Genomic DNA, 20138 nt, shown 5'->3' with positions numbered 1-20138 from the left:
GCCGACGCCGACGAACATCTCGACGAAGTCCGAGCCCGAGATCGTGAAGAAGGGAACGTTGGCTTCGCCGGCCACCGCGCGGGCGATCAGCGTCTTGCCAGTACCGGGAGGGCCGACCAGCAGCACGCCGCGCGGAATCCGTCCGCCCAGCCGTTGATACTTGCCGGGGTCGCGCAGGAACTCGACGATCTCCTGCAGGTCCTGCTTGGCTTCGTCGACACCGGCGACGTCCTCAAACGTGACGCGGCCATGGGCCTCCGTCAGCATCTTGGCGCGTGACTTGCCAAAGCCCATCGCCTTGCCGGCGCCGCCCTGCATCTGGCGGGACAGGAAGATCCACACGCCGATCAGCGCGATGAACGGCAGCCAGGACAGCAACAGCGAGACGAACCACGGCACATTGTCGCCGGGCGGCTTGGCGGTGATCGTGACCTTGCCGTCATACAGGCGCTTCACCAGCGTCGGATCGGAGGGCGCGTAGGTCTGGAAGCTGGAACCGTTGGTGAAGGTACCGTGAATCTCCGGCCCCTGGATCACGACGTCGCGGACGTGGTTCTGATCGACCTCGGTCAAAAGCTGCGAGAACGAGATGTCTTGCGAGGCCGTGCGTTGACCCGGATTCTGGAACAGCGTGAACAGCGCCAACAGTAGTAAAACGATAATCACCCAGAGGGCGAAATTTCGCAGATTCGCGTTCATCGATCTTCCTTCGTCGCCGCGCGGATCGCGGCTTTATTCCCTTGGGTCGCCGCAAGGGAATTCACCTTGGGTCGGTTCAATACAATCTAGGTGCGACAAGGCGCGCTGCCAAGGGAACTGGACTGGACTATTTAACGCATCCTAGCCCACTTCCCGAGCAAGTGACGGCTTGATTTGACGCTTTACGCACAGTGGTTAAGGCCCGGCCGGATACGCCGGCGCCCCGCCGCTCAGCCAGGCCGCCGGCCACGCGGCGGCGCCGGCTCGATTCGCAGGCGGTCATGGCTGAGAATGATCATCGCCCCGGCCAGCGTCGCCTTCAACCGGATACCTTTACCACCATCCATCATCGCCTGATCCAGCGCAGCAAGCAGCGTTTCGACCTTGCCGAGTTCGGCCGGGCCTTCATGCCCGACCGCATTGATCCTACGCCACAGCAGCCGGACCCGGATTTCCTCGGCCAGGCCGGCGAAGACGGCGGCATCGATGCCGGGCTTTGGCGAGGCGCTGCTCCGCAGGGCGAGAAAACGCTCGGCGCCGTCGGCCAGTAGTTCCAGCGCCGCATTGGCCCGCGCCAGCCGCGCCGCCAGCCGGGCCAGATTGCGCGAATCGAAGCCCTCGGCGGACAATTGCGGCATCAGCGCCCGCAGCCGTGGCCGGGTGAAATGCGGGTCGTGATTGGTCGGGTCAACGGCGAAACCGATGCTGGCGCGCTCCAGCGTCGCGATCAGGCGGGCTTTCGGAATGTCGAGCAAGGGGCGCGCCAGCACGACGCCGTCACGCGCGCTGTGCCGGGCCATCGCCGCCAGCCCGGCCAGGCCGCTGCCGCGCGCCATCCGCATCAAGAGCGTCTCGGCCTGGTCGTCGCGGGTATGTGCCGTCAGAACATGGCTGGCGCCAGCCGCCCGCGCGGCCTTCGCCAGCAGCCGGTAGCGCGCCGCGCGCGCCGCCGCCGGCAGCCCGGTGGCTGGCTTGTCGCCGGTCCAGCGCAGCGTGCGGTGCGGAACTTGGAGGGAGGTGGCCAGCTTCTTGACGTCACGCGCCTCGCGCGCGGCGTCCGGCCGCAGTCCATGGTCGACGGTGACGGCGATCAGTTCCGGTCCGCGCGGGAGCGCGCGACGCCAGCGCGCAGCCAGCCACAGCAGCGCTACCGAGTCGGGGCCGCCGGACACCGCCAAAATCAGCGCCGGGGCCTGCTTCCAGTCCGCGAACAGCTGCTTTGCGTCCTGGGCCGAGACCGGTGATTTATCGTCGTCGGACATGCCCGCACAGCCGGTTCCCGCCCCGGATCAGGTCCGGGACTTCCGCCTAGCACTTAACGCGTTTTTGCTCGCGGTCGACGGCCGTTTTCACGCCATTCGACGCCTTCGGATATTTCCGCAGCACCTCGCCGAACGCGGCGCAGGCGGCCTCCTTCTCCTTCAGCGCGGCCAGCGACTTGCCGAGCCGCAACAGCGCATCCGGCGCCTTGGCCGACGTGCCGAACTTGGTGGTGACGCCGAGGAAGGCCTCGGCGGCGTCACGATACTTCTGGCGCTGGTAGAAGCTCTCGCCAAGCCAGTATTGCGAATCCGCGATCTGCGGGTCGGTCGGATATTTCTGCGCGAAGTTGCGCATGGTCTCTTCGGCCAGCGCGTAGTCACGGCGTTGCATGTAGCCGATGCCGAGGTCGAACTCGTCCTTCGGCGTGGCCCCCGGGGGCAGCGTGGTCAGGCCGCCCGTCGCACCAGCTTCACGCGGCAACGGCGCCGCCGCGGCCCGAGGCGCCGCATTGTTGAGGTCGATCGGTTCGCCCGCGCGTCCGACCGGCGCGTTGGCGGCCAGCGGCAACTGGCCGCCGCCGAGTGCGCGCGGCACCCCGGGCGCGCCCGGATTGGCGCTGGGATCGAAAGCGTCGTTGCGGCGTCCGCCACGCGGCGGCGCCGGGTCCTGCACGATCGGCGCGGGCGCGGCCTGCTGGTCATAGACCTGCGGCTGAACCGGAACCGGCTGAACGTTCTGCCGTGGCGCCGGTCCGGGCGGCGCGGCGGCTACGTTGGGGCGACCGGCCGGCGGCGCGGCGGCCTGCGACTGCCGAAGCTGGTCTTCGAGCTGGCGGTTGCGGAACTGGAGCTCTTCATTCTGGCCGGTGAGCTGGCGCAACTGGCTTTCGAGCTGCTGGACCCGCACTTCCGGATCGACATCTTCAAGTTGCTGCTGCGCCATGGCGATAGAGGGTATGGCCAGCGCCGCCGACATCAGCAGCACGCGCGCGAGACTTTGCAATGGGGATGACATGTTGGCCTGACGGTTTTTGCGCCACACGAAAGCGCACCACGTTGAGAACCGTACTACGCCAAAAATGTGACTTTCGACAGCGTCAAACCTGCGCGTCAAAACAAAACCGGCGCCTGCCCGAAGGCGGACGCCGGCTCGCTGATATCAATCCAGCGCTCAGGCGCCGGCGTTGAGCACGGTGACGGCGCGTCGATTCTGCGACCAGCACGAAATGTCATTACACACCGCGACCGGGCGTTCCTTGCCGTAGGAGATCGTCCGCATCCGGCTGCCATCGATGCCGCGGGAAGCGAGGAAGGTCTTGACCGACTGGGCGCGACGGGCGCCGAGGGCAATATTGTATTCACGGGTGCCGCGCTCGTCGGCATGGCCCTCGATGGTGAAGGAATAGCGGTTATAGCTCTGCAGCCACTGCGCCTGCTTCTCCAGGGTCGCGATGGCCTGCGGCGACAGCTCGGTCTGGTCGCTCTCGAAGAAGACGCGGTCACCGACATTGACCACGAAGTCCTGCTGGCTGCCCGGCGTCGCGGCATTGGCCATCGAACCGTCAGCCCCGAGCGGATTCTTGTTGGCGCACGCGCCCATCGACAGCGCCACGGCAAGCACCGCGGCCAGTTTTAATCCCTGGAGGATACGCATCTGATGTTTCATTCGGGAGCCTCCAACGCTCACGCTTTTTCCGACTGTCTTCGGTCTACAGGGCGTTGGTTAAGCGAACGTTCCGTCAACCTTGATGAGGTGTTGCCAAAACCGATCAAATGCCACAGGTCGCCCAAAAGCAACCGCATGGTTAATGGGTTGCAAATGTGGCGTCACGGTGAAGTCAGATCGCCGGAAACGCGTTTCCCAGGCCATTTGTCCACCTGCCCTCGCGAACTGCCGTCGGACAGCGCACCGGCGGGTGAAATCCGTCAACGACCCGAGCTGGTGGCAGGCATCACCGCGACCATCGACTCCACCGGGAACTCGGGCCCGCTCAGCGCCGGCGAGGCATGCAGGTTTTTGCGTTCGAACAGCATGCGCCGCTCAAAATAGCTGGAACGGAAATACGGATAGCGGGCGAAAACCTTTTCGCGCAGCGCCGGATAATCGACCGCCATCAGCGCCAGCGGCTTGGTCAGCGTCGGATAGGGCCGCGGCGGGCATAATGGTTCGTGCAGGAAGACGCGACGGTAAAATGCCTGATGCTCGGCCCGCGCGGTGGCGGTACCGATATCGGCGTTAAAATAAGAGCACGCCACATAGGCCAGACGCAGCGTCATGTAAGGCAGATGCGGCAGCCGCTGATTGGGATCGGCCACGAAACGGTTCGGATCCACGATCGTCTTGCCGCGCGCCAGTTCGGGCAACAGAATATCGGGAAAGGCGTCCACCGCCGGCGAGTCGGGATGATCGGGCGAGGCCACGCTGATGCGCAGCGAACTGGCCAACGTGCCATCGACGAAGATGCCGAACACCCAGGAATGCGATGACTCGTCGAAGCGGTCGGTCAGCCGGCGGTCCGGCCGCGGCTCGATCGCCCCTTCGTGAAGATAGGCCCGGTATCGCAGTTCGTAGATCGCTTCCTTCTCGGCCTCGGTCTCGGCTAACCGGTAGTCAACCCGATCCAGAAGTTCGCTGCCGTGACCAATGAAGCCGCTTATCGTTTCAACCGCAGCCATTCCCGGCCTTTCCACGCGTATCTACTCACCTAACGAAAGGTTAATAGTTTCCTATTGTAAGTCAAAGGAGTCGACCTATTAGGGTTAACCCCTCCCAAATTTGCAACCACAGGCAGAACTTCGTCGTTGGTTCAAGCTTTGCCGGCTGATGAACGTGCCGACCTGGAAAGCAGCTCATCCGGCTGACGGCCGTGCGAGGCGTTCAGCAATTGACGGACGCGTGTCGCCGGGACCGGACGGCTGAACAGAAAGCCCTGTGCCTCGGTGACCGTCCCGTCGGCGCTGATCAGCTCGAGCTGTTCATTGGTCTCGATTCCCTCGACGACCACCGACATGCCGAGATCGGCGCTGAGCCGGGCTACGCCGCGCAGCAGCGTCAGCGGCCGATCGGTATCGATGCCCTCCAGGAACGAACGGTCGATTTTGACTTTCTGCAACGGAAAGTTGTGAAGATAGCTGAGGCTGGAATAGCCGGTGCCGAAATCATCCAGCGAAATCCGGCAACCTGCCGCGTGCAACTGCGACAGCGCATCATGAGTCCATTTGGTATTCTTCAACAATGACGACTCGGTGATCTCGATTTCAAGACGGTTCGCCGGCAGTCCCGACACCTCGAGCGCGTAGCGTACCTCGCTGAGAATGTCGCGCTGATGAAACTGTTGCGACGAGAAATTGACGGCGACGCTGACGGCGTCCGGCCACTTCATACATTCCATGCAGGCTTTGCGCAGGATCCAGCGACCGAGATCGACGATCAACCCCATATCCTCGGCGACCGGAATGATATCGACGGGCGACACGGCGCCGCGAACTGGATGGTTCCAGCGTAGCAAGGCTTCGCAGGTCGATATCCGGCCCGACCTCAAATTGACTAGCGGCTGATAATAAAGCTCGAATTCTTCATTGGCGAGCGCCTTGCGCAGGTCCAGTTCCAGGACCCGGCGCGCTTCCACGGTTTGCGCCATCTCGTCGCGGAAGAAGCAAAACGTACCGCGGCCCGAGGCTTTGGCACGATACAGCGCCATGTCTGCGTTTTTCAGCAGTCCATCAGCGCCGACGCCCGGCTGCGTCATGGCGATGCCGACGCTGGCACCGATTTCGACCTGATGGTTGTCAACTTCGTAGCGTTCGCTGAGCCGCTCGACGATCCGTCGCGCCAGATCGGCGGCGTCGTGATTGGTCTTGATGCCGCGCTGGAACACAACGAACTCGTCGCCGCCGAAACGCGCAACGAAATCATCCTTGCGCAGCAGTTCCCGCATCCGGTCGGCAACCATGCACAGCAACTGGTCACCGCAGGGATGACCCAGCGTGTCATTGACCTGCTTGAACTGATCGAGATCCACAAACAGCAGCGCGGCGAGCGACGAATCCTCGGCGCTTTTAAGCATTTTCCCAATTTCTTTGCGGAAGCTGACGCGGTTGGGAAGGCCCGTCAGTTCGTCAAACCTGGCCATATGGCTGATCAACGCTTCGGAATTACGCCGCTCCGTGACGTCCTCGACCAGAACCACGGTGCCGCCGCCGACCATCGGCTGAAATCGCCACGACAAGGCGCGCTCGTTATCCTGCGAGCGATCGAGCGTGGTGATCTGAGCAGGTTTCGAACTCTCGATTTCCACGATGATCGTGGTCCCACTCGTCTGCGACAGCGAGCCCGCCTTGACGAACGCCGCGATCATTTCACGCAAGCTGTCGCCGCGGCGAACCAGATTGCCGCCGCAGCCCATCATCTGGTTGAAGTGATTGTTGATGACGGCAAGGCGCCCGTCCGCTCCAAACATGCAGAGCCCGTTCGGCATGTTGTTGAGCGCGGTGTCGAACTGCCCCGCCAGCGCGGCGGCGCGTTCGGTTTCGGTAAGCGCCTTGACGAAGATTTCGTGCAGATTGAGATTGATCAGCCGAAGTCCGACAAAGAACAGCACCAGCAGGCCGGCCAGAGCGACGTAATAAGGGTCGCCACGCAATGCGAGGGCGATCGACATCGGCGCCGTGGCATTGATGATATGCGCCTGGATGATCTCGGGGCGGCCGTAATTGCGACCGACGCTGGCCGCGATGTAACCGATCGTGACCGCCGTACACACCATGTGCGCCACCGGATCATCGCTGCCCATCAGGACGATGAAACACCAGATGCCGAGCGAAGCGGCATAGAGGTCGGCGCCGATCTTGTAGCGCGGTTCCCACCATGCGGCCCGTTCCGGCGTCAGCGGCGAGCCGCGCCGTTCGCGTTCATAGATATGCATCTGGATCGCACGCGCGCCGCCGACGGCGACGATAAGCAGGGCACACGGCCAGAGCAGGACGTTGCCGGTTTTCCAGACGGTCATGACCGCGCCGACGGCAGCGCAAAGCGTTCCGGCCAGCGCCGGCGCGGCGTTCTGGAATAGAGAGTTGACCAACGCGGCATAGATACTGGGCGGCAGCATCTTTTCGTCAGCGTCTGTCTCGGGCTCAATCAATCGCATCAGCACGCGCCGTTCGTTCGATGTACGACGCTCGAAGATACCCGCGGGTCGTGAAACCTTCTTAAGGGAACATCGTTAACCGGATATTGAACGTCGCTTAAAATGTGCGGAATTTGCTGTAATTTCAGGGTAGTAGGCAAGTTTTGCCGCAGCACTATTCCGCGCTGTGGAAATCCTTAACCGGCGTCGTAAATAGTTTGTTTACGACAGTAATGGCGACCACGCCGGGTCCGACGCGAAGCCGGGCGTTGGTACTTTCAATTCATTGCGTCCGGAAACATCGACAGTGAACAGCGACGGGCCGCCGGCGCCGCCGGGCTCACGGAAGAACATGATGACACGACCATTCGGCGCGAAGGTCGGACCTTCATTGTGGTAGCCGGAGGTCAACAGACGTTCGCCGGAGCCATCCGGCTTCATGATACCGATTGAGAACTGGCCGCCGCCCTGCTTGGTGAAGGCAATGTAGTCACCGCGCGGCGACCATACCGGCGTCGAGTAGCTGCCATCGCCAAACGAGATACGCTGGGCCGGGCCGCCGGTGGCGGCCATCGTATAGATCTGCGGCTTGCCGCCGCGATCGGATTCGAAACAGATCTTGCTGCCATCCGGCGCATAGGACGGCGAGGTATCGATCGCGGGAGTGTCGGTCAGCCGCGTGGTGGATTTGGAACGCAGATCCATCACGAACAGGTTGGAGTTGCCGCCCTGCTGCAAGCTCATGATGACGCGCTGACCGTCCGGCGAGAAGCGCGGAGAGAACGACATTCCGGGAAAATTGCCGACGATCTCGCGCTGTCCGGTCTCGATGTTGAACAGGTAGACCTTGGGGTCGCCCTGCCCGAACTCCATATAGGTAATTTCCTGCGTTGACGGCGAGAATCGCGGCGTCAGCACCAGATCGGCACCGCGGGTGAGGTAGCGCACATTGGCGCCGTCCTGGTCCATTAGCGCCAGGCGCTTGACGCGGCGTTCCTTGGCGCCGGTTTCGTCGACAAACACGACGCGGCTATCGAAATAGCCTTTTTCGCCGGTGAGGCGCTCGTAGATCTGGTCGGAAATGATATGGGCGATGCGGCGCCAATATTCCGGCGAGGTGAAATATTGCTGGCCGGTGAGCTGCTGGCCGGTGGCGACATCCCACAGCCGGAACTCGGCCTTCAGCCGTCCGTCGGGCTGACGCGTCATGCGGCCGGTCACCAGCGCCTGGGCATTGATGGTCTTCCAGTTCTGGAACTGCGGTGGCGTATCGATGCTGGTGACCTTGTCGATGAAGGCCGCGGGATCGATTGGCGCGAACAAGCCGCTGCGCTTCAGATTGTTGGTAATCACCTGGGCGACACCGACGCCGACCTCGTTGTCGGCGGCTGTCCCGGCGACGAAATTAGGAATCGCGATTGGCAGCGGGGCGACATTGCCTTCGGTAATTTGCACCCGCGCCTGACCAAGAGCCGTGCGGCCACCCGCACCGATCAGCAGGCCCGTCGATGCCATTCCGGAGATAATCTGTCGGCGACTGGGGCGAAACAACATTGAAGGCAATCCATTCTTGTCGGTCATTGTTGCAGGCTTTGCTGGATATCGACGATCGGCAATGCGGCAGACAGGCTCATGACCGGCGCTCGGTGAAGACGGGTTCGAAAAACTTCCATTCATCGAAATAGGCCGCCGGCAGCTTGTACGGCTGGCATTCGATAATCGCGCGCAGGGCGCTTTCCTGGTAGACGCGGAAATACGGGGTGGACGGGCTGCTGACGCTCTGCGGGGTGGTCTCCAGCGAGCCGTCCTGCTTCAGTTTGACGCTGAAGATGGCTTCGGTCATCTGCGCTTCGATACCGCCATAGGGCTTCTTCCAGCAGCGCTCTACCTGCGACTTGAACATCGCCCCCCAGGTCGCGGAATTATCCGCGGCCTTGCCCTTCGACAGGCCAAGGGCGGCGTTTGAATTCAACGTTTCGCCGGTCGCCGCGTTCCGGCTCGGATCGCGCTTGTCGAGCAGGGCCGCGATCTTCGACTGGTCGAAGGTGCGCTCGGGCTTCTTGGCCTCCATCGTCGCCTGGGCTTCGGCCTTGGCTTTTGCGTCGGCGTCAGACTTGGCCTTTGCCTCGGCTTTGGCCTTCGCCCTGGCTTGCGCGTCAGCCTTTGCCTTGGCATCGGCCTGGGCCTTGGCTTGCGCGTCGGCCTTTGCCTTGGCGTCCGCCTGGGCCTTGGCTTCGGAAACCGCCTTGGCCTGCGCCAGCGCTTCAGCCTCTATCTTCGCCTCGGTCGCAGCATCCGCCTTGGCCTTGGAGTCCGCCGCGGCCTTGGCTTCCGCCTTGGCAGCGGCGGCAGCGGCGGCGGCTTGCGCGGCGGCCTCGGCGGCGGCCTTGTCTTCCGTTTTCGGCTGCGGCGGCGGCGTGGTTTCAGTCACGACCGGCGCCTTCTCGGTGATCTTGCCGACGGTGTCGTCGAGCGGCTTGGCCTCGGCGACCTTCTCGACCAGCGGCGCCTTGATTTCCTTCTTGCCGGACTTGATGCCGGCGGTGACCTTGGCGAGTTGATCGGCGGAGATGATGTCGACGGGAAGCGAGTCTTCCGGAATAGAGACGAAGGCCTTCGACGAGAAAGACACGAGTCCCCAGCCCAGCACGAGCACGTGCAGGGCCACGGATGCCGCGAGTGTCTTGTCGACCTTCACCTTCAGGTCCCCTGCTCCACCTCGGTTACCAGCGCCAGCCGCTTGAAACCGGCGCCGGACAACTGGCCCATCACGCGGGCCACGGTTCCATAATCGGCCTTCTTGTCCGCGCGCATGAAGATACGCTCATCGACTCCACCACGGGCGTCGGTGATGGCCTTCAATTTCGGTATCAGATCGTTCATCTCCACCTCGGTGTCATTGATGAAGATCTTTCCCTTGATATCAACGGATAGCTGCAGCGGCGTCTTGTCCTGCTCCAGGCTCTTGGCCTGGGTTTGCGGCAGGTCGAGCGGCACGCCCACGGTCAGCATCGGCGCCGAGACCATGAAGATGATCATCAGCACCAGCATGACGTCGACCATCGGGGTAACGTTGATCTCGGCCATGACGTTGGCGCGACGACGACCTCGTCGTCCGCCGCCACCGCCTCCGCCCATATTCATGCCCATGATCGAATGCCCGCTGTCAGGTTCAAGGTCATCGTCCTCAGACGCGCTCGTCGATCTGGCGCGACAGGATCGCCGAGAATTCGTCGGCGAAACCTTCCAGGCGCTGGGCCTGGCGGTTCACCTCGGACGTGAACTTATTATAGAAGATAGTGGCGGGTATGGCGGCGATAAGGCCGATGGCGGTGGCGAACAGCGCCTCCGCGATGCCGGGCGCCACTACCGCGAGCGAGGTGTTCTTGGACGCGGCGATCGACTGGAAGCTCGACATGATGCCCCAGACGGTTCCGAACAGGCCCACGAAGGGGCCGGCGGAACCGACGGTGGCCAGCACCAGCAGCCGGCGCTCCAACCGCTCGACCTCGCGTGCGATGGAGACGTTCATCACCTTGTCGATCCGCATCTGCAGCCCGGTGAACGAGCGCGCCTGGCTCTCGAACGAGCGCTTCCACTCGCGCATCGCCGCGACAAAACACGCCGCCATCGACTGCGTCGGCTTGGTGGACAGCGCGCGATACAGATCCTCGATCGACTCGCCGGACCAGAACGCCTGCTCGAAACGGTCCATGGCGCGCTTGGTGCGCGAAAACAGGAAGATCTTGTCGATCGCGATCGCCCACACCCACACGGAACAGCCGAGCAGGCCCATCATGACCGCCTTGACGATCCAGTGAGCCTGCCAGAACAGCGCAACCAGCGAGACGTCGGAAGAAGCGAGCGGCAGGGCTGACTGCGCCACATCGGCCGGGTTCATAGGCGGTATCCTCTCAACGCAAAAATTCCATTCAAACCAGCGGCTTGTCGATGCCGGTGGCGGCCACGCGTCAGGCGCGGCGTGGACGCCAGCGCAAACCTTGTCATGTCGCATGAGGGGCTCATCCCGAGCCGGGCCTTGAATCCCCTGCCAACATGTCAAAACGAGGGCTTGCCCCCTTTTGCAGGCTTTACCAGACGCTAATCGTGGTTAACGGAGAGTTACCAAAGGGGCTTTACACGGAGAAATGAAGCGGAATTCGCTTGTTCGGCCGGGCCGCTGTGCCCCTTAAACGAAACCGCCCATCTGCCAGGCAGATGGGCGGTCCGTGCGGTCTCTCAAGAGGGATCAGAATCGCCCGCGGCGAAGCCTGTCCCCGTTGCCTCAGCCCTGCGGCTGGGTGTCGCTCGGCGGCGTCGGCCGCGGCCGGTGCTGGGCCATGAACTGGTCGAACTCTTCCTTGTCCTTGGCGTGGCGCAGCCGATCCAGGAAGTCCTTGAATTCATGCTGCTCTTCCTCGAGGCGGCGCAGCGTCTCGACGCGGTATTCGTCGAAGGCGCGGTTGCCGGAGCTCGGCGGGCCGAAGCCGCCGAAATTGAAGCCGCGACGCTCCATCCGGCCGCGCATCCGCTCCATCTTGTGCTGCATGCGCTCCATCTTGTTGGCGAACCGATCGCCATGATCCCAGCAACCCATTTTCCTGCTCCCAAGCGTGAAGAAAAGAAGTGCGAGGCCAACCGGCCACCACACGATGAAACCCAGTACGATCAGTGCAATGCGCCAGGGCGATTGCGTCCGGTAGGACATCTGCCGATCGTCGGGGTAGTCCCAGCGATTGAGGTCCGCAGCGTTGGCCATTTGCCTCTCCATGGACGGCGCCATGCCGTCGGTGAATGTAAATAACATTTACATACCTAAACCGAAGGCTGATTTTGTCAAGATATCCGGGGCGGGCGATGATCGAATTATTTTGCCGCCTTGCCCCACGGGCCGGCCGGCCTGTCGTCGGCCTCCGGAACCGGCGCTGGCGGCGGCCGGCGATCGGTCGGAAATCCCAAACCGCGCAAATAGATCAGTACGCCGGCCTCGAGCAGGTCCTCGGGCGGCATCGGCAGCTTGCGGCGCGCGGCGTCGCCGCGGCCGAACAACGACGCGACACCATGGGCCAGCGACCAGATATGCAGCGCCATCATCAGCGCCGGCGGTCGCGCCACCCCGGGCGGCGTCAGCGCCGCGAGCCGCTCGGCGGCGGCTCGGATCACGCCGAAAGCGCGTTCGCCGGCCGCCATCAGCAACGGATTGGCATCGGCGGGAATTCCGGATTCGAACATCGCCGAATAAAACGCCGGTTCGGTGCGGGCAAATTCCAGATAGGCCTTTCCGACCCGCTCGAACGCCGTGACCGTGTCCGGCCGGCCATCGTCCCAGGCCGCGGTCAGGGTCGCCTCGAACTGCTCGAAGCCGCGTTGCGCGATGCTGGCCAGCAGATCGTCGCGATCGCGAAAATGCCGGTAGGGCGCGGCGGCGCTGACGCCGGCGGATCGCGCGGCATCGGCGAAAGTGAAGCCCGCCGGGCCCTTTTCGGCGATCAGCCCGAGCGCCGCCTGCAGCAGCGCCTCTTTCAGATTGCCGTGATGATAGCCGCGCTCGGCGCGGCGGTCGTCCTTGCGCCAGCTCATGTGAAGGGCTTTTACATGAGCCGGGCCGCGAGGTCACTAGTTCCCGCAGCCTAAATTCGGCCGCAAGACCTGAAAACCTGGTGCGGGAATTCGCATCCACCAAAAATTCTTGCGGCCACAATGTGGCAGCGCCAAACGCCGTCGATCCGGTCGCGCGACCCTGCCGGGACAGCTATCTGCCCAACTCCGACGCGCGCAACCTTTCCCCCTGGTCGCGCAGTTCCGGCGTCAGCGCCTCGCCAAAATCCTCCGGCGCAAAGATCTGACGGATTTCGATCTCGGCGCCGCCGTCGAACGGCGCCCGCTTCATCCAGGCGATCGCCTCGTCCTTCGACGCTACCTCGATCAGCCAGAAGCCGGCGACCAGATCGGCCGTGACGGCGAACGGACCCTCGGTCACCTTGGGCTCCGTACCGGCAAATGTGATGCGCGCGCCTTTCGACGTCGGATGCAGTCCCTCGCCCGCCCGCATCACGCCGGCCTTGAACATCTCTTCGTTGAACCTGCCCATCGTGGTCAGCATCTCCGTCGATGGCATCACGCCGGCTTCGGTGTCATTGCTGGCCTTCACGATCACCATGAAACGCATTGCTTGCTCTCTCTCAAAAGGCTGTGGGATCATCCGCCCGACGGATGCCCTATGACAAGACGGTCCGGACGTGGCTGCCCCGACATCACGTGCGGATTAATTCGCCATCACGACGAGGTCGCCTGCGCGACGAATTCATCGCCCTGATAGGTCGCGCCGAAATAGACGTCGATGCTTCGAATGCGATCGCCGTCGAACACGACGAACTCGGTATTGCGAAAGCGCGGGTGGTATCGGCCTTGCTGCTAGCCGTCACGCGAGTTTCTCCCTGGGGTACATTTGGAAATATGGCTGCGCGTCCGCGACTGTCCGCGCACAGGACGGCCGCACCAGCAACCGATGCAAGTAACAGGCAAGATTGCGATGCGTATCGCCGAGTGGCATGATCTCGCAAAATGACGACAACGGATGATAGTACAGCGTCAACGACATCGGACCTCCCCATGCTGCGCGCGCGGTTGGTGTCGACCGCGCCTGACTGCAAGACGGACTAAAACCTTTCGTGCCGACATCCGCGGCAACAAATTCCCGCCGCATTAATGAATGATTCTCCATACGTCGATCGTCGCTGAGTGGGTACTCATGATGCGGTGACTCGACTTCGGGGTGTTCCGCGTAAAATCTGTCTGATGCCTTGGGCGCTCGCCACGCAGTGATGCGGCGCGTCCGTGGCTGGTCCGTGTCTGGGGAGAAACGATGAAGAGCGCCAGATTCAAGGCAGGCTTTCGCTTCGAGCAGGCCCTGGCGGTGCTCGCACAGGCGCTGGCGGTGACGGCCATGCTCGTCATCGCCGGCGTTGTCTTTTACGTACGGTAGGTTGGACGGCCTCCGCCGGCCGGGCTTGTCGCGGCCGGTGGCGTTCTCTACACAGCCCTGAAGCAATCAAAACGGCAGGGCAGGACATGACCACTCCATCACCGCGCAAGGTCGCGCTCGTTACCGGCGCCGCGCGCGGCATTGGCCTCGCGGTCGCCAAACGCTTTCTCGCCGAGGGCTACAACGTCGCGCTGCTCGATATCGAGAACGACTTGCTGCGGGCCAGCGTCGCGGCGCTGAACGATCCCGCCAACACGCTCGCCCTCCATGCCGATGTCGCCGACGCCGCGGCCGTGGCCGCCGCCTTTGCCGCCGCGCAGGCCCGCTTCGGCCGGCTCGATGCGCTGGTCAACAATGCCGGCATCGCCGTGTTCAAGCCGCTGCTGGACACCACGCAAGCCGAATGGCAGCGCGTGATGGACGTCAACCTGACCGGGCCGTTCCTGTGCACCCAGGCCGCCGCGCCCTTGATGCGCGAACATGGCGGCGGCGCCATCGTCAATATTACTTCCATCTCGGCGCTGCGCGCCTCGACGCTGCGCACCGCCTACGGCACCAGCAAGGCCGGCCTGGCGCATCTGACCAAGCAATTCGCGGTGGAGCTGGCCACCCTGGGCATTCGCGTCAACGCGGTGGCGCCCGGCCCGGTCGAGACCGCGATGGCCAAGGCGGTGCATACGCCGGCGATCCGCGCCGACTATCACGACACCATTCCGCTGAACCGCTATGGCGGCGAGGACGAACTGGCGGACGCGGTATTCTTCCTGTGCAGCCCGCGCGCCAGCTATATTACCGGCCAGATGCTGGCGGTCGATGGCGGCTTCGAGGCCACCGGCATCGGCCTGCCGACGTTAAGGCGTGACGGCAGCAACGGGTAAAGGCGCAGGCCCCTCCACGTCCCTATTCCGCCGCGACCGTGTCCTGTTCGCGCGGTCGCAGCGTCGCGACGCTGACCATGAACGCGCCGACCGCGGTACAGGCGATGGTCGCCACCATCGGCAGCGAGGTGCCGTCGGAAAACTGGCTGGCGACCGCGATCATCAGGCCGCCGGTGACCATCTGCAGCGTGCCGCCCAGCGCGGCGGCGATGCCGGCGATCGGGCCGTGATTTTCCAGCGCCAGCACCATGGTCGCGGGAATTACCAGGCCGAGAAAGGCAAACGACAGGAACAATAGCGGGATCAGTACAAGCAGGCTGTCGAAGCCGAGCAGCGTCAGCGCCAGCAGCAGCAGCGCGAAAGCGGCATAGGCCGACACCGCCGCCAGCACCATCCGCGCCATGCCGAAACGGCCACCGAGCGCGCTCGCCAGTTGCGAGGCGCCGATGAAACCGACCGCGTTGACCGAGAACGCCAGGCTGTATTGCGTCGGCGTCAGACCGTAATGGCCGATATAGACAAAGGACGACGTCGCCAGAAACGCGAAGAAGCTGGCCAGGCCGAGGCCGCCGATGAAGGTCAACCCGAGGAAATGCGCATCGCGTAACAGCTCGGCGAAGCTGCCGAGCACGTTGCGGACGCTGCCGCTGATCCGCGCATGCGGCGGCCGCGTCTCCGGCAGCAGGCAGGCCACCAGCACCAAGGCGATCAGCGCCGCGATCGTGACCGCGACGAACACCGCGCGCCAGCCGAACGGCACGATCAGCGCGCTACCGGTGAGCGGCGCCAGGATCGGCGACACCGAGAACACCAGCATCGCCAGCGCCATCAGCCTTGTCGCCTCGACGCCGGTGTGCAAATCGCGGATGATGGCGCGCGGAATCACCGCCATCGCGGCGGCGCCGGCGCCCTGCAGCACGCGAAACGCGATCAGCCAGCCGATCCCCGGCGCCAGCGTGCAGCCGATCGAGCCGGCGATGAACAGCAGCAGCCCCGCATAGAGCGGCGCCTTGCGGCCATAGACATCGGACAGCGGGCCATAGGCGATCTGGCACAGGCCGAAGGCGATGAAGAACATCGTCAGCGTCATCTGCGTCGCCGCGGTCGTGGTGCGCAGATCGGCCGTGATCGCCGGCAGTGCCGGCAAATACATGTCGATCGCAAACGGACCGACGGCGGACAACAGACCAATCACGATGGCGTTGCGGGTAAAGGGTGTCATGGGCTGTCTTTTTGTTGAATGTCGAAAGCTACCGTGTCCCGGACGTGGCGCGGCGTTCGTCACGCTGCTCCGCGTCCGGGACCGTATCCATCGCCGGCGTTTGGAATGGCCCCGGCTCCGCGCCGCGCACGCGACGCAGGGCGCCGCGTGCGCGGCAAGAAAGCTCTTAGCCTATTGGCCGCAATTGATCATCCAGGGAATGCCGAATTTATCGACGCACATGCCAAAGCCTTTTGACCAGAAGGTGGCGGCGAACGGCATCCTGATGGCGCCACCGTCGGCGAGCGCCTGAAAGGTCTTTTCGCCCTCGGCGGGATCTTCCATGTTCAGGCTGATCGAAAACCCCTGCGGCGTCTTGAAGAATTCCGGCGGCGCATCGGATGCCATCACCACCTCGCCGTCGATCGACAGCTGCGCGTGCAGCACCTTGTTCGCCATCTCCGGCGGCATGTGCTCGGCGGCAGGCGACCCCTCGACATGCATCAGCACGTCGATCTTGGCGCCGATCGCCTGGACGTAAAAGTTGAAAGCTTCTTCGCAGTTGCCATTGTAGTGGATGTAGGGATTGACCTGCATTGTCGTCTCCTTTGCTGATGGGTCACGAAACCCGGTCGTGTATCGAAATGTCGGCGACATCACGATGGTCCGCCTCCGCCGATGGGTTTCGCAACGGCTCAACCCATCCTACGGCCCGGCGGTTGGCTCTGATCCGCCAGCCGGTCGAGATGCAGCCGGATATGCGCGGCCTCCGCCGAGGTGCTGGCAAGCGCGATGGCGCGGTTGAAAGCGATCCGGGCTTCGTCATGGCGGCCAAGTTGCATCAGATAGGCGCCCTGCGCGCCATGGAAGTGAAAGTAATTTTGCAAGCGCGGCGCCAGCGGCGCGATCATCGCCAGCGCCGCTTCCGGCCCGCGCAGTTTTGAAACGGCCACCGAGCGGTTCAGCGTCACCACCGGCGACGGCTGCAGGATTTCCAGCGAGCCGTACAGCAGCTCGATCTGCGCCCAGTCGGTGTCCGCCGGTGTTACGGCGCGGGCATGCAATGCGGCGATCGCGGCCTGGATCTGGTACGGTCCGGTGCGACGGTGGCGCATCGCCTTGTCGATCAGCGCCAGCCCCTCGGCGATCATCTGGCCGTTCCACAGGCCGCGGTCCTGATCGTCGAGCAACACCAAAGCGGCATCGGCATCGAAGCGCGCCGCGGCGCGGGCATGCTGCAGCAGCATCAAGGCGGCGAGGCCCATGATTTCCGGCTCCGCCGGAAACAGTTTCAGCAGCAGCCGCGCCAGCCGGATCGCCTCCTCGCACAGCGGCGCGCGCCGATCGATATTGTCGCCGGAGGCGGAATAGCCCTCGTTGAAGATCAGATAGAGCATCGCCGCCACCGCCGCGAGCCGCTCGCCGCGTTCCGGCGCGCCCGGCGTCTCGAACGGCACGTCGGCTTTGGCAATCGCCGATTTGGCGCGGGTGATGCGCTGCTCCATCGCGGCGTCGGAGACCAGAAAGGCGCGCGCGATCTGCTTGACGGTGAGGCCGGAAACGATGCGCAGCGCCAGCGCGATCTGCTGCGTCGCCGGCAATCGCGGATGGCAGCAGATGAACAGCAGCCGCAAGATGTCATCGCGATACTGCGAGCCGTCGAGCCGTTCGGCGAGCGCGCTCTCGGCGTCATCGAGGTCGGAGATCTCCGCGGCGTCGTCCGGCAGTGGCGCATGCTTGCTGGTCTTGCGGATATCGTCGATGGCGACGTTACGGCCGACCATGATCAGCCAGGCCGCGGCGTCGCGCGGCGGGCCGTGCCGCGGCCAGATTTTGAGCGCCCGCAGGCAGGCATTCTGGAACGCCTCCTCGGCGGTATCGAGGTTGCGAAAATAGCGCAACAGCGCGCCGAGCGCCTGGGGGCGCGCCGAACTCAGCGCGGCCTCGATCCAGGCCAGATCGGTCATGGCAGCATCCCCCCATGGAACAACCCGATCGGGCGGACTTCATAGGCGCCGCCGGGATTGGCCGCGCCAAGATCGTGCGCCACGTCCAGCGCGCTGTCGAGATCCGCGCATTCGACGACGTAGAAGCCGAGCAGCTGTTCCTTGGTTTCGGCGAACGGGCCATCCAGCACCATCGGCGGGTCTTCCTTGCGCAAGGTGGCCGCCGAAGTGGTCGGCAGCAGCCGCGCCACCGGGCCGAGCCGGCCCTGGGCGGCGAGCTTGCCATGCACCACGGCGAGCCTGGCCATCACCGCGTCGTCCTCGTCCTTCGACCATGCGCCGACGACGGCTTCGTCATGATAGCAGAGAATGGCGTAAAGCATGGCTGGTCTCCTTGGCTGGAAGACGGATGACAAAGGGCCATCCCGACAACGTTGCGGAATTATGTTGGAGCACAGCCCTGGCGGCAATCAGCTCGCCGCATCCTGGCACAGCAGGCCGATCGCGCCGTCCACAATCGCTTCCAGTTCCCCGCGCGCCACGCCCGCCCGGGCGCGGATCGACAACGAAAACAGGGTCGCGGCGGCCATCTCGGCACGAACGGCGATATTTGTCGATGTCAGCAGCTCGCCCTTCTCGACAGCGGTCCGAAACGCAATATTGAAGGCCTTGTCGACATCCCGCAGCCCCTGCATGACGATGGCGCGAATGTCTGGATCGGCGATGGCATCGGATGCCACCGTCATGACCGTGAAGCAGCCGCGCGGCGCCTCGCCGAGCAGATAGATGTCGAGCGCAATCGCAAAGATCCGGCGCAGCCGCTCGCGCAGGCCGATATCGGCGCTGAAGGTTTCCTTCAGCTCCGCGGCATAGTCGTCGCGGTAGCGCTGATAGCTTTGGATGTAGAGCGCTCGCTTGTCACCGAAAGCGCCGTACAGGCTCGGCCGGTTCATACCGGTAGCGGCGCTCAGATCGTCCAGCGAGGTCGCGGCAAGACCGGACTTGCGGAACAGAGCCAGCGCCTGGCCGATCGCCTGCTCCGGCTCGTAGGCCCGCGGCCGGCCACGACGCCTGGGCTCGAGGAAAACCGCAGCCTTTGGTGCTGATGTCTTTTTTTGTACCATTTCGCATTTAATTCCTTGACGATGGTTATATTATGCGAGACGTTACAAAAATCAACCAGCGGCGTTTGCACAACGCCGCGAGTAACGGAGACACCCATGGATCTGTATTTCCTGCCGATGGCCTGTTCGATGGCCACCCGCATTGCGCTCAATGAAGCCGGCGCGACCGCGACCTACCTCGAAGTCGATCCGAAGACCAAGCGCGTGCTGTCGGACGGTTCGGATTTCCGCGCGGTCAACCCGCTCGGTCTGGTGCCGACATTGCACACCGACGACGGCGTCGTGCTGACGGAGAACGCCGCGATCCTGCAATACGTCGCCGACCGCTTCCCGGATTCCGCCATCGCGGCGGGCTCGGGGCTCGACCGCAGCCGGCTGCAGCAATGGCTGTGCTTCATCGGCACCGAAATGCACAAGGGTCTGTTAAACCCGTTGCTTACGGAGACGGCGCCCGCGGAGGTCAAGGCCTATGCGTTGCAAAAGGGTCTGCCGCTGCTGGACTATCTCGACGCGCAACTCGAAGGCCGCGACTACCTGCTGGACCGTTTCAGCGTCGCCGATGCCTATCTGGTCACGGTACTCAACTGGACCACGGCCTTGCCGCCGATCGATCTCAACCGATGGCCGGCGATCAAGCGCTATTACGACATGCACCGGGCACGGCCCAGCGTGGCAAGCGCGATCGCGCAGGAGTATGAACTCTACAGGGCCCAGATCGCGCGGCACAGAGCGGCGGCTTAGCATCGCCCTATACCTCAGCGGGTCAACGCCGTCGCCTCGACCGGCATGAAGCTGGCTGTCGCCGACTTCATGCCGGGTCGCGAAATATCGAATGTCCCGACCACCGTTAAAGCACCGGCGGGCACGATGCGACCTCACGTCAATCTTGCGCGAGCTCGGGGAAACCGCAACTATCG

20 protein-coding genes are annotated in these 20138 nt (G+C 63.7%); 2 read left to right on the top strand and 18 right to left on the bottom strand.

Translation table 11 applies throughout. The annotated features are described in order from the left end of the window. From Q0S16_RS01725 to Q0S16_RS01665, 13 genes are all read right to left on the bottom strand, one after another. A partial coding sequence (locus tag Q0S16_RS01725; protein ID WP_295844329.1) for an ATP-dependent metallopeptidase FtsH/Yme1/Tma family protein occupies nt 1-699 on the bottom strand: 699 nt, incomplete at its 3' end. Between the two features lie 230 nt (nt 700-929). Further along, nucleotides 930-1961, bottom strand: coding sequence for a tRNA lysidine(34) synthetase TilS (gene tilS / locus Q0S16_RS01720; protein WP_295844326.1), 1032 nt, complete (start codon nt 1959-1961; stop codon nt 930-932). A 46-nt stretch (nt 1962-2007) separates the two neighbouring features. Further along, complete coding sequence (ybgF, locus tag Q0S16_RS01715; RefSeq protein ID WP_295844325.1) at nt 2008-2976, bottom strand: tol-pal system protein YbgF; 969 nt, start codon at nt 2974-2976, stop codon at nt 2008-2010. A 156-nt stretch (nt 2977-3132) separates the two neighbouring features. Next, nucleotides 3133-3627 carry a peptidoglycan-associated lipoprotein Pal gene (gene pal / locus Q0S16_RS01710; protein WP_295844322.1) on the bottom strand — a complete coding sequence of 165 codons (495 nt, stop codon included), beginning with the start codon at nt 3625-3627 and terminating at the stop codon, nt 3133-3135. Nucleotides 3628-3887: 260 nt separating this feature from the next. After that, nucleotides 3888-4637 (bottom strand): hypothetical protein, encoded by a 750-nt coding sequence (locus Q0S16_RS01705; RefSeq protein WP_295844321.1) that lies wholly within the window; start codon nt 4635-4637, stop codon nt 3888-3890. Nucleotides 4638-4768: 131 nt separating this feature from the next. Next, nucleotides 4769-7108 carry an EAL domain-containing protein gene (locus tag Q0S16_RS01700; RefSeq protein ID WP_295844318.1) on the bottom strand — a complete coding sequence of 780 codons (2340 nt, stop codon included), beginning with the start codon at nt 7106-7108 and terminating at the stop codon, nt 4769-4771. 201 nt (nt 7109-7309) lie between these two features. After that, nucleotides 7310-8602 carry a Tol-Pal system beta propeller repeat protein TolB gene (tolB, locus tag Q0S16_RS01695; protein ID WP_295844315.1) on the bottom strand — a complete coding sequence of 431 codons (1293 nt, stop codon included), beginning with the start codon at nt 8600-8602 and terminating at the stop codon, nt 7310-7312. 115 nt (nt 8603-8717) lie between these two features. Then, complete coding sequence (gene tolA / locus Q0S16_RS01690; RefSeq protein WP_295844337.1) at nt 8718-9791, bottom strand: cell envelope integrity protein TolA; 1074 nt, start codon at nt 9789-9791, stop codon at nt 8718-8720. After that, nucleotides 9788-10237 carry a protein TolR gene (gene tolR / locus Q0S16_RS01685; protein ID WP_295844313.1) on the bottom strand — a complete coding sequence of 150 codons (450 nt, stop codon included), beginning with the start codon at nt 10235-10237 and terminating at the stop codon, nt 9788-9790. The genes tolA and tolR overlap by 4 nt, the downstream gene beginning before the upstream one ends. Before the next feature lie 37 nt (nt 10238-10274). Further along, complete coding sequence (gene tolQ, locus Q0S16_RS01680) at nt 10275-10988, bottom strand: protein TolQ (RefSeq protein WP_295844310.1); 714 nt, start codon at nt 10986-10988, stop codon at nt 10275-10277. A 384-nt stretch (nt 10989-11372) separates the two neighbouring features. Then, nucleotides 11373-11846, bottom strand: coding sequence for a DUF2852 domain-containing protein (locus tag Q0S16_RS01675; protein WP_295844308.1), 474 nt, complete (start codon nt 11844-11846; stop codon nt 11373-11375). Nucleotides 11847-11953: 107 nt separating this feature from the next. Continuing rightward, the gene (locus Q0S16_RS01670; protein ID WP_295844306.1) at nt 11954-12667 is read right to left on the bottom strand and encodes a TetR/AcrR family transcriptional regulator; all 714 of its coding nucleotides are present in this window, start codon (nt 12665-12667) and stop codon (nt 11954-11956) included. 172 nt (nt 12668-12839) lie between these two features. After that, the gene (locus Q0S16_RS01665; RefSeq protein WP_295844304.1) at nt 12840-13256 is read right to left on the bottom strand and encodes a YciI family protein; all 417 of its coding nucleotides are present in this window, start codon (nt 13254-13256) and stop codon (nt 12840-12842) included. Between the two features lie 902 nt (nt 13257-14158). Here Q0S16_RS01665 and Q0S16_RS01660 point away from each other — a divergent pair. Continuing rightward, the gene (locus Q0S16_RS01660) at nt 14159-14950 is read left to right on the top strand and encodes an SDR family oxidoreductase (RefSeq protein WP_295844303.1); all 792 of its coding nucleotides are present in this window, start codon (nt 14159-14161) and stop codon (nt 14948-14950) included. A 22-nt stretch (nt 14951-14972) separates the two neighbouring features. On the opposite strand, the gene Q0S16_RS01655 is transcribed toward Q0S16_RS01660, so the two are convergent. The 5 genes from Q0S16_RS01655 to Q0S16_RS01635 all read right to left on the bottom strand — a co-directional run bounded on the left by Q0S16_RS01655 (nt 14973) and on the right by Q0S16_RS01635 (nt 19221). Then, nucleotides 14973-16172: a multidrug effflux MFS transporter gene (locus tag Q0S16_RS01655; RefSeq protein ID WP_295844301.1), complete on the bottom strand. Its 1200-nt coding sequence runs from the start codon at nt 16170-16172 to the stop codon at nt 14973-14975. Between the two features lie 171 nt (nt 16173-16343). Continuing rightward, nucleotides 16344-16748, bottom strand: coding sequence for a VOC family protein (locus Q0S16_RS01650; protein ID WP_295844300.1), 405 nt, complete (start codon nt 16746-16748; stop codon nt 16344-16346). A gap of 98 nt (nt 16749-16846) precedes the next feature. Further along, nucleotides 16847-18118, bottom strand: a complete 1272-nt coding sequence (locus tag Q0S16_RS01645) for an RNA polymerase sigma factor (protein WP_295844296.1) — start codon at nt 18116-18118, stop codon at nt 16847-16849. Further along, entirely contained in the window at nt 18115-18480 is a 366-nt protein-coding gene (locus Q0S16_RS01640) for a YciI family protein (protein ID WP_295844294.1), read from the bottom strand. The genes Q0S16_RS01645 and Q0S16_RS01640 overlap by 4 nt, the downstream gene beginning before the upstream one ends. An 87-nt stretch (nt 18481-18567) precedes the next feature. Further along, nucleotides 18568-19221, bottom strand: coding sequence for a TetR/AcrR family transcriptional regulator (locus Q0S16_RS01635; protein WP_295844293.1), 654 nt, complete (start codon nt 19219-19221; stop codon nt 18568-18570). Between the two features lie 96 nt (nt 19222-19317). On the opposite strand from Q0S16_RS01635, the gene Q0S16_RS01630 reads away from it, so the two are divergent. Beyond that, nucleotides 19318-19962, top strand: a complete 645-nt coding sequence (locus tag Q0S16_RS01630) for a glutathione binding-like protein (protein ID WP_295844291.1) — start codon at nt 19318-19320, stop codon at nt 19960-19962. Nucleotides 19963-20138: the final 176 nt, after the last annotated feature.

The sequence above is a fragment of the Tardiphaga sp. genome, assembly GCF_025356345.1.
GTDB lineage: Bacteria > Pseudomonadota > Alphaproteobacteria > Rhizobiales > Xanthobacteraceae > Tardiphaga.
This window is presented reverse-complemented; position numbering and strand designations above follow the sequence as displayed.

Excerpts from the sequence above, each read along its gene's own strand:
- Q0S16_RS01640 (WP_295844294.1), bottom strand. The coding sequence starts at position 18,480 with ATGCTTTACGCCATTCTCTGCTATCATGACGAAGCCGTCGTCGGCGCA.
- Q0S16_RS01665 (WP_295844304.1), bottom strand. The coding sequence starts at position 13,256 with ATGCGTTTCATGGTGATCGTGAAGGCCAGCAATGACACCGAAGCCGGC.
- Q0S16_RS01645 (WP_295844296.1), bottom strand. The coding sequence starts at position 18,118 with ATGACCGATCTGGCCTGGATCGAGGCCGCGCTGAGTTCGGCGCGCCCC.
- Q0S16_RS01700 (WP_295844318.1), bottom strand. The coding sequence starts at position 7,108 with ATGCGATTGATTGAGCCCGAGACAGACGCTGACGAAAAGATGCTGCCG.
- pal (WP_295844322.1), bottom strand. The coding sequence starts at position 3,627 with ATGAAACATCAGATGCGTATCCTCCAGGGATTAAAACTGGCCGCGGTG.
- Q0S16_RS01655 (WP_295844301.1), bottom strand. The coding sequence starts at position 16,172 with ATGACACCCTTTACCCGCAACGCCATCGTGATTGGTCTGTTGTCCGCC.
- Q0S16_RS01705 (WP_295844321.1), bottom strand. The coding sequence starts at position 4,637 with ATGGCTGCGGTTGAAACGATAAGCGGCTTCATTGGTCACGGCAGCGAA.
- Q0S16_RS01675 (WP_295844308.1), bottom strand. The coding sequence starts at position 11,846 with ATGGCCAACGCTGCGGACCTCAATCGCTGGGACTACCCCGACGATCGG.
- Q0S16_RS01630 (WP_295844291.1), top strand. The coding sequence starts at position 19,318 with ATGGATCTGTATTTCCTGCCGATGGCCTGTTCGATGGCCACCCGCATT.
- ybgF (WP_295844325.1), bottom strand. The coding sequence starts at position 2,976 with ATGTCATCCCCATTGCAAAGTCTCGCGCGCGTGCTGCTGATGTCGGCG.
- tolQ (WP_295844310.1), bottom strand. The coding sequence starts at position 10,988 with ATGAACCCGGCCGATGTGGCGCAGTCAGCCCTGCCGCTCGCTTCTTCC.
- Q0S16_RS01650 (WP_295844300.1), bottom strand. The coding sequence starts at position 16,748 with ATGCAGGTCAATCCCTACATCCACTACAATGGCAACTGCGAAGAAGCT.
- Q0S16_RS01670 (WP_295844306.1), bottom strand. The coding sequence starts at position 12,667 with ATGAGCTGGCGCAAGGACGACCGCCGCGCCGAGCGCGGCTATCATCAC.
- tolB (WP_295844315.1), bottom strand. The coding sequence starts at position 8,602 with ATGGCATCGACGGGCCTGCTGATCGGTGCGGGTGGCCGCACGGCTCTT.
- tilS (WP_295844326.1), bottom strand. The coding sequence starts at position 1,961 with ATGTCCGACGACGATAAATCACCGGTCTCGGCCCAGGACGCAAAGCAG.
- Q0S16_RS01635 (WP_295844293.1), bottom strand. The coding sequence starts at position 19,221 with ATGGTACAAAAAAAGACATCAGCACCAAAGGCTGCGGTTTTCCTCGAG.
- Q0S16_RS01660 (WP_295844303.1), top strand. The coding sequence starts at position 14,159 with ATGACCACTCCATCACCGCGCAAGGTCGCGCTCGTTACCGGCGCCGCG.
- tolR (WP_295844313.1), bottom strand. The coding sequence starts at position 10,237 with ATGGGCATGAATATGGGCGGAGGCGGTGGCGGCGGACGACGAGGTCGT.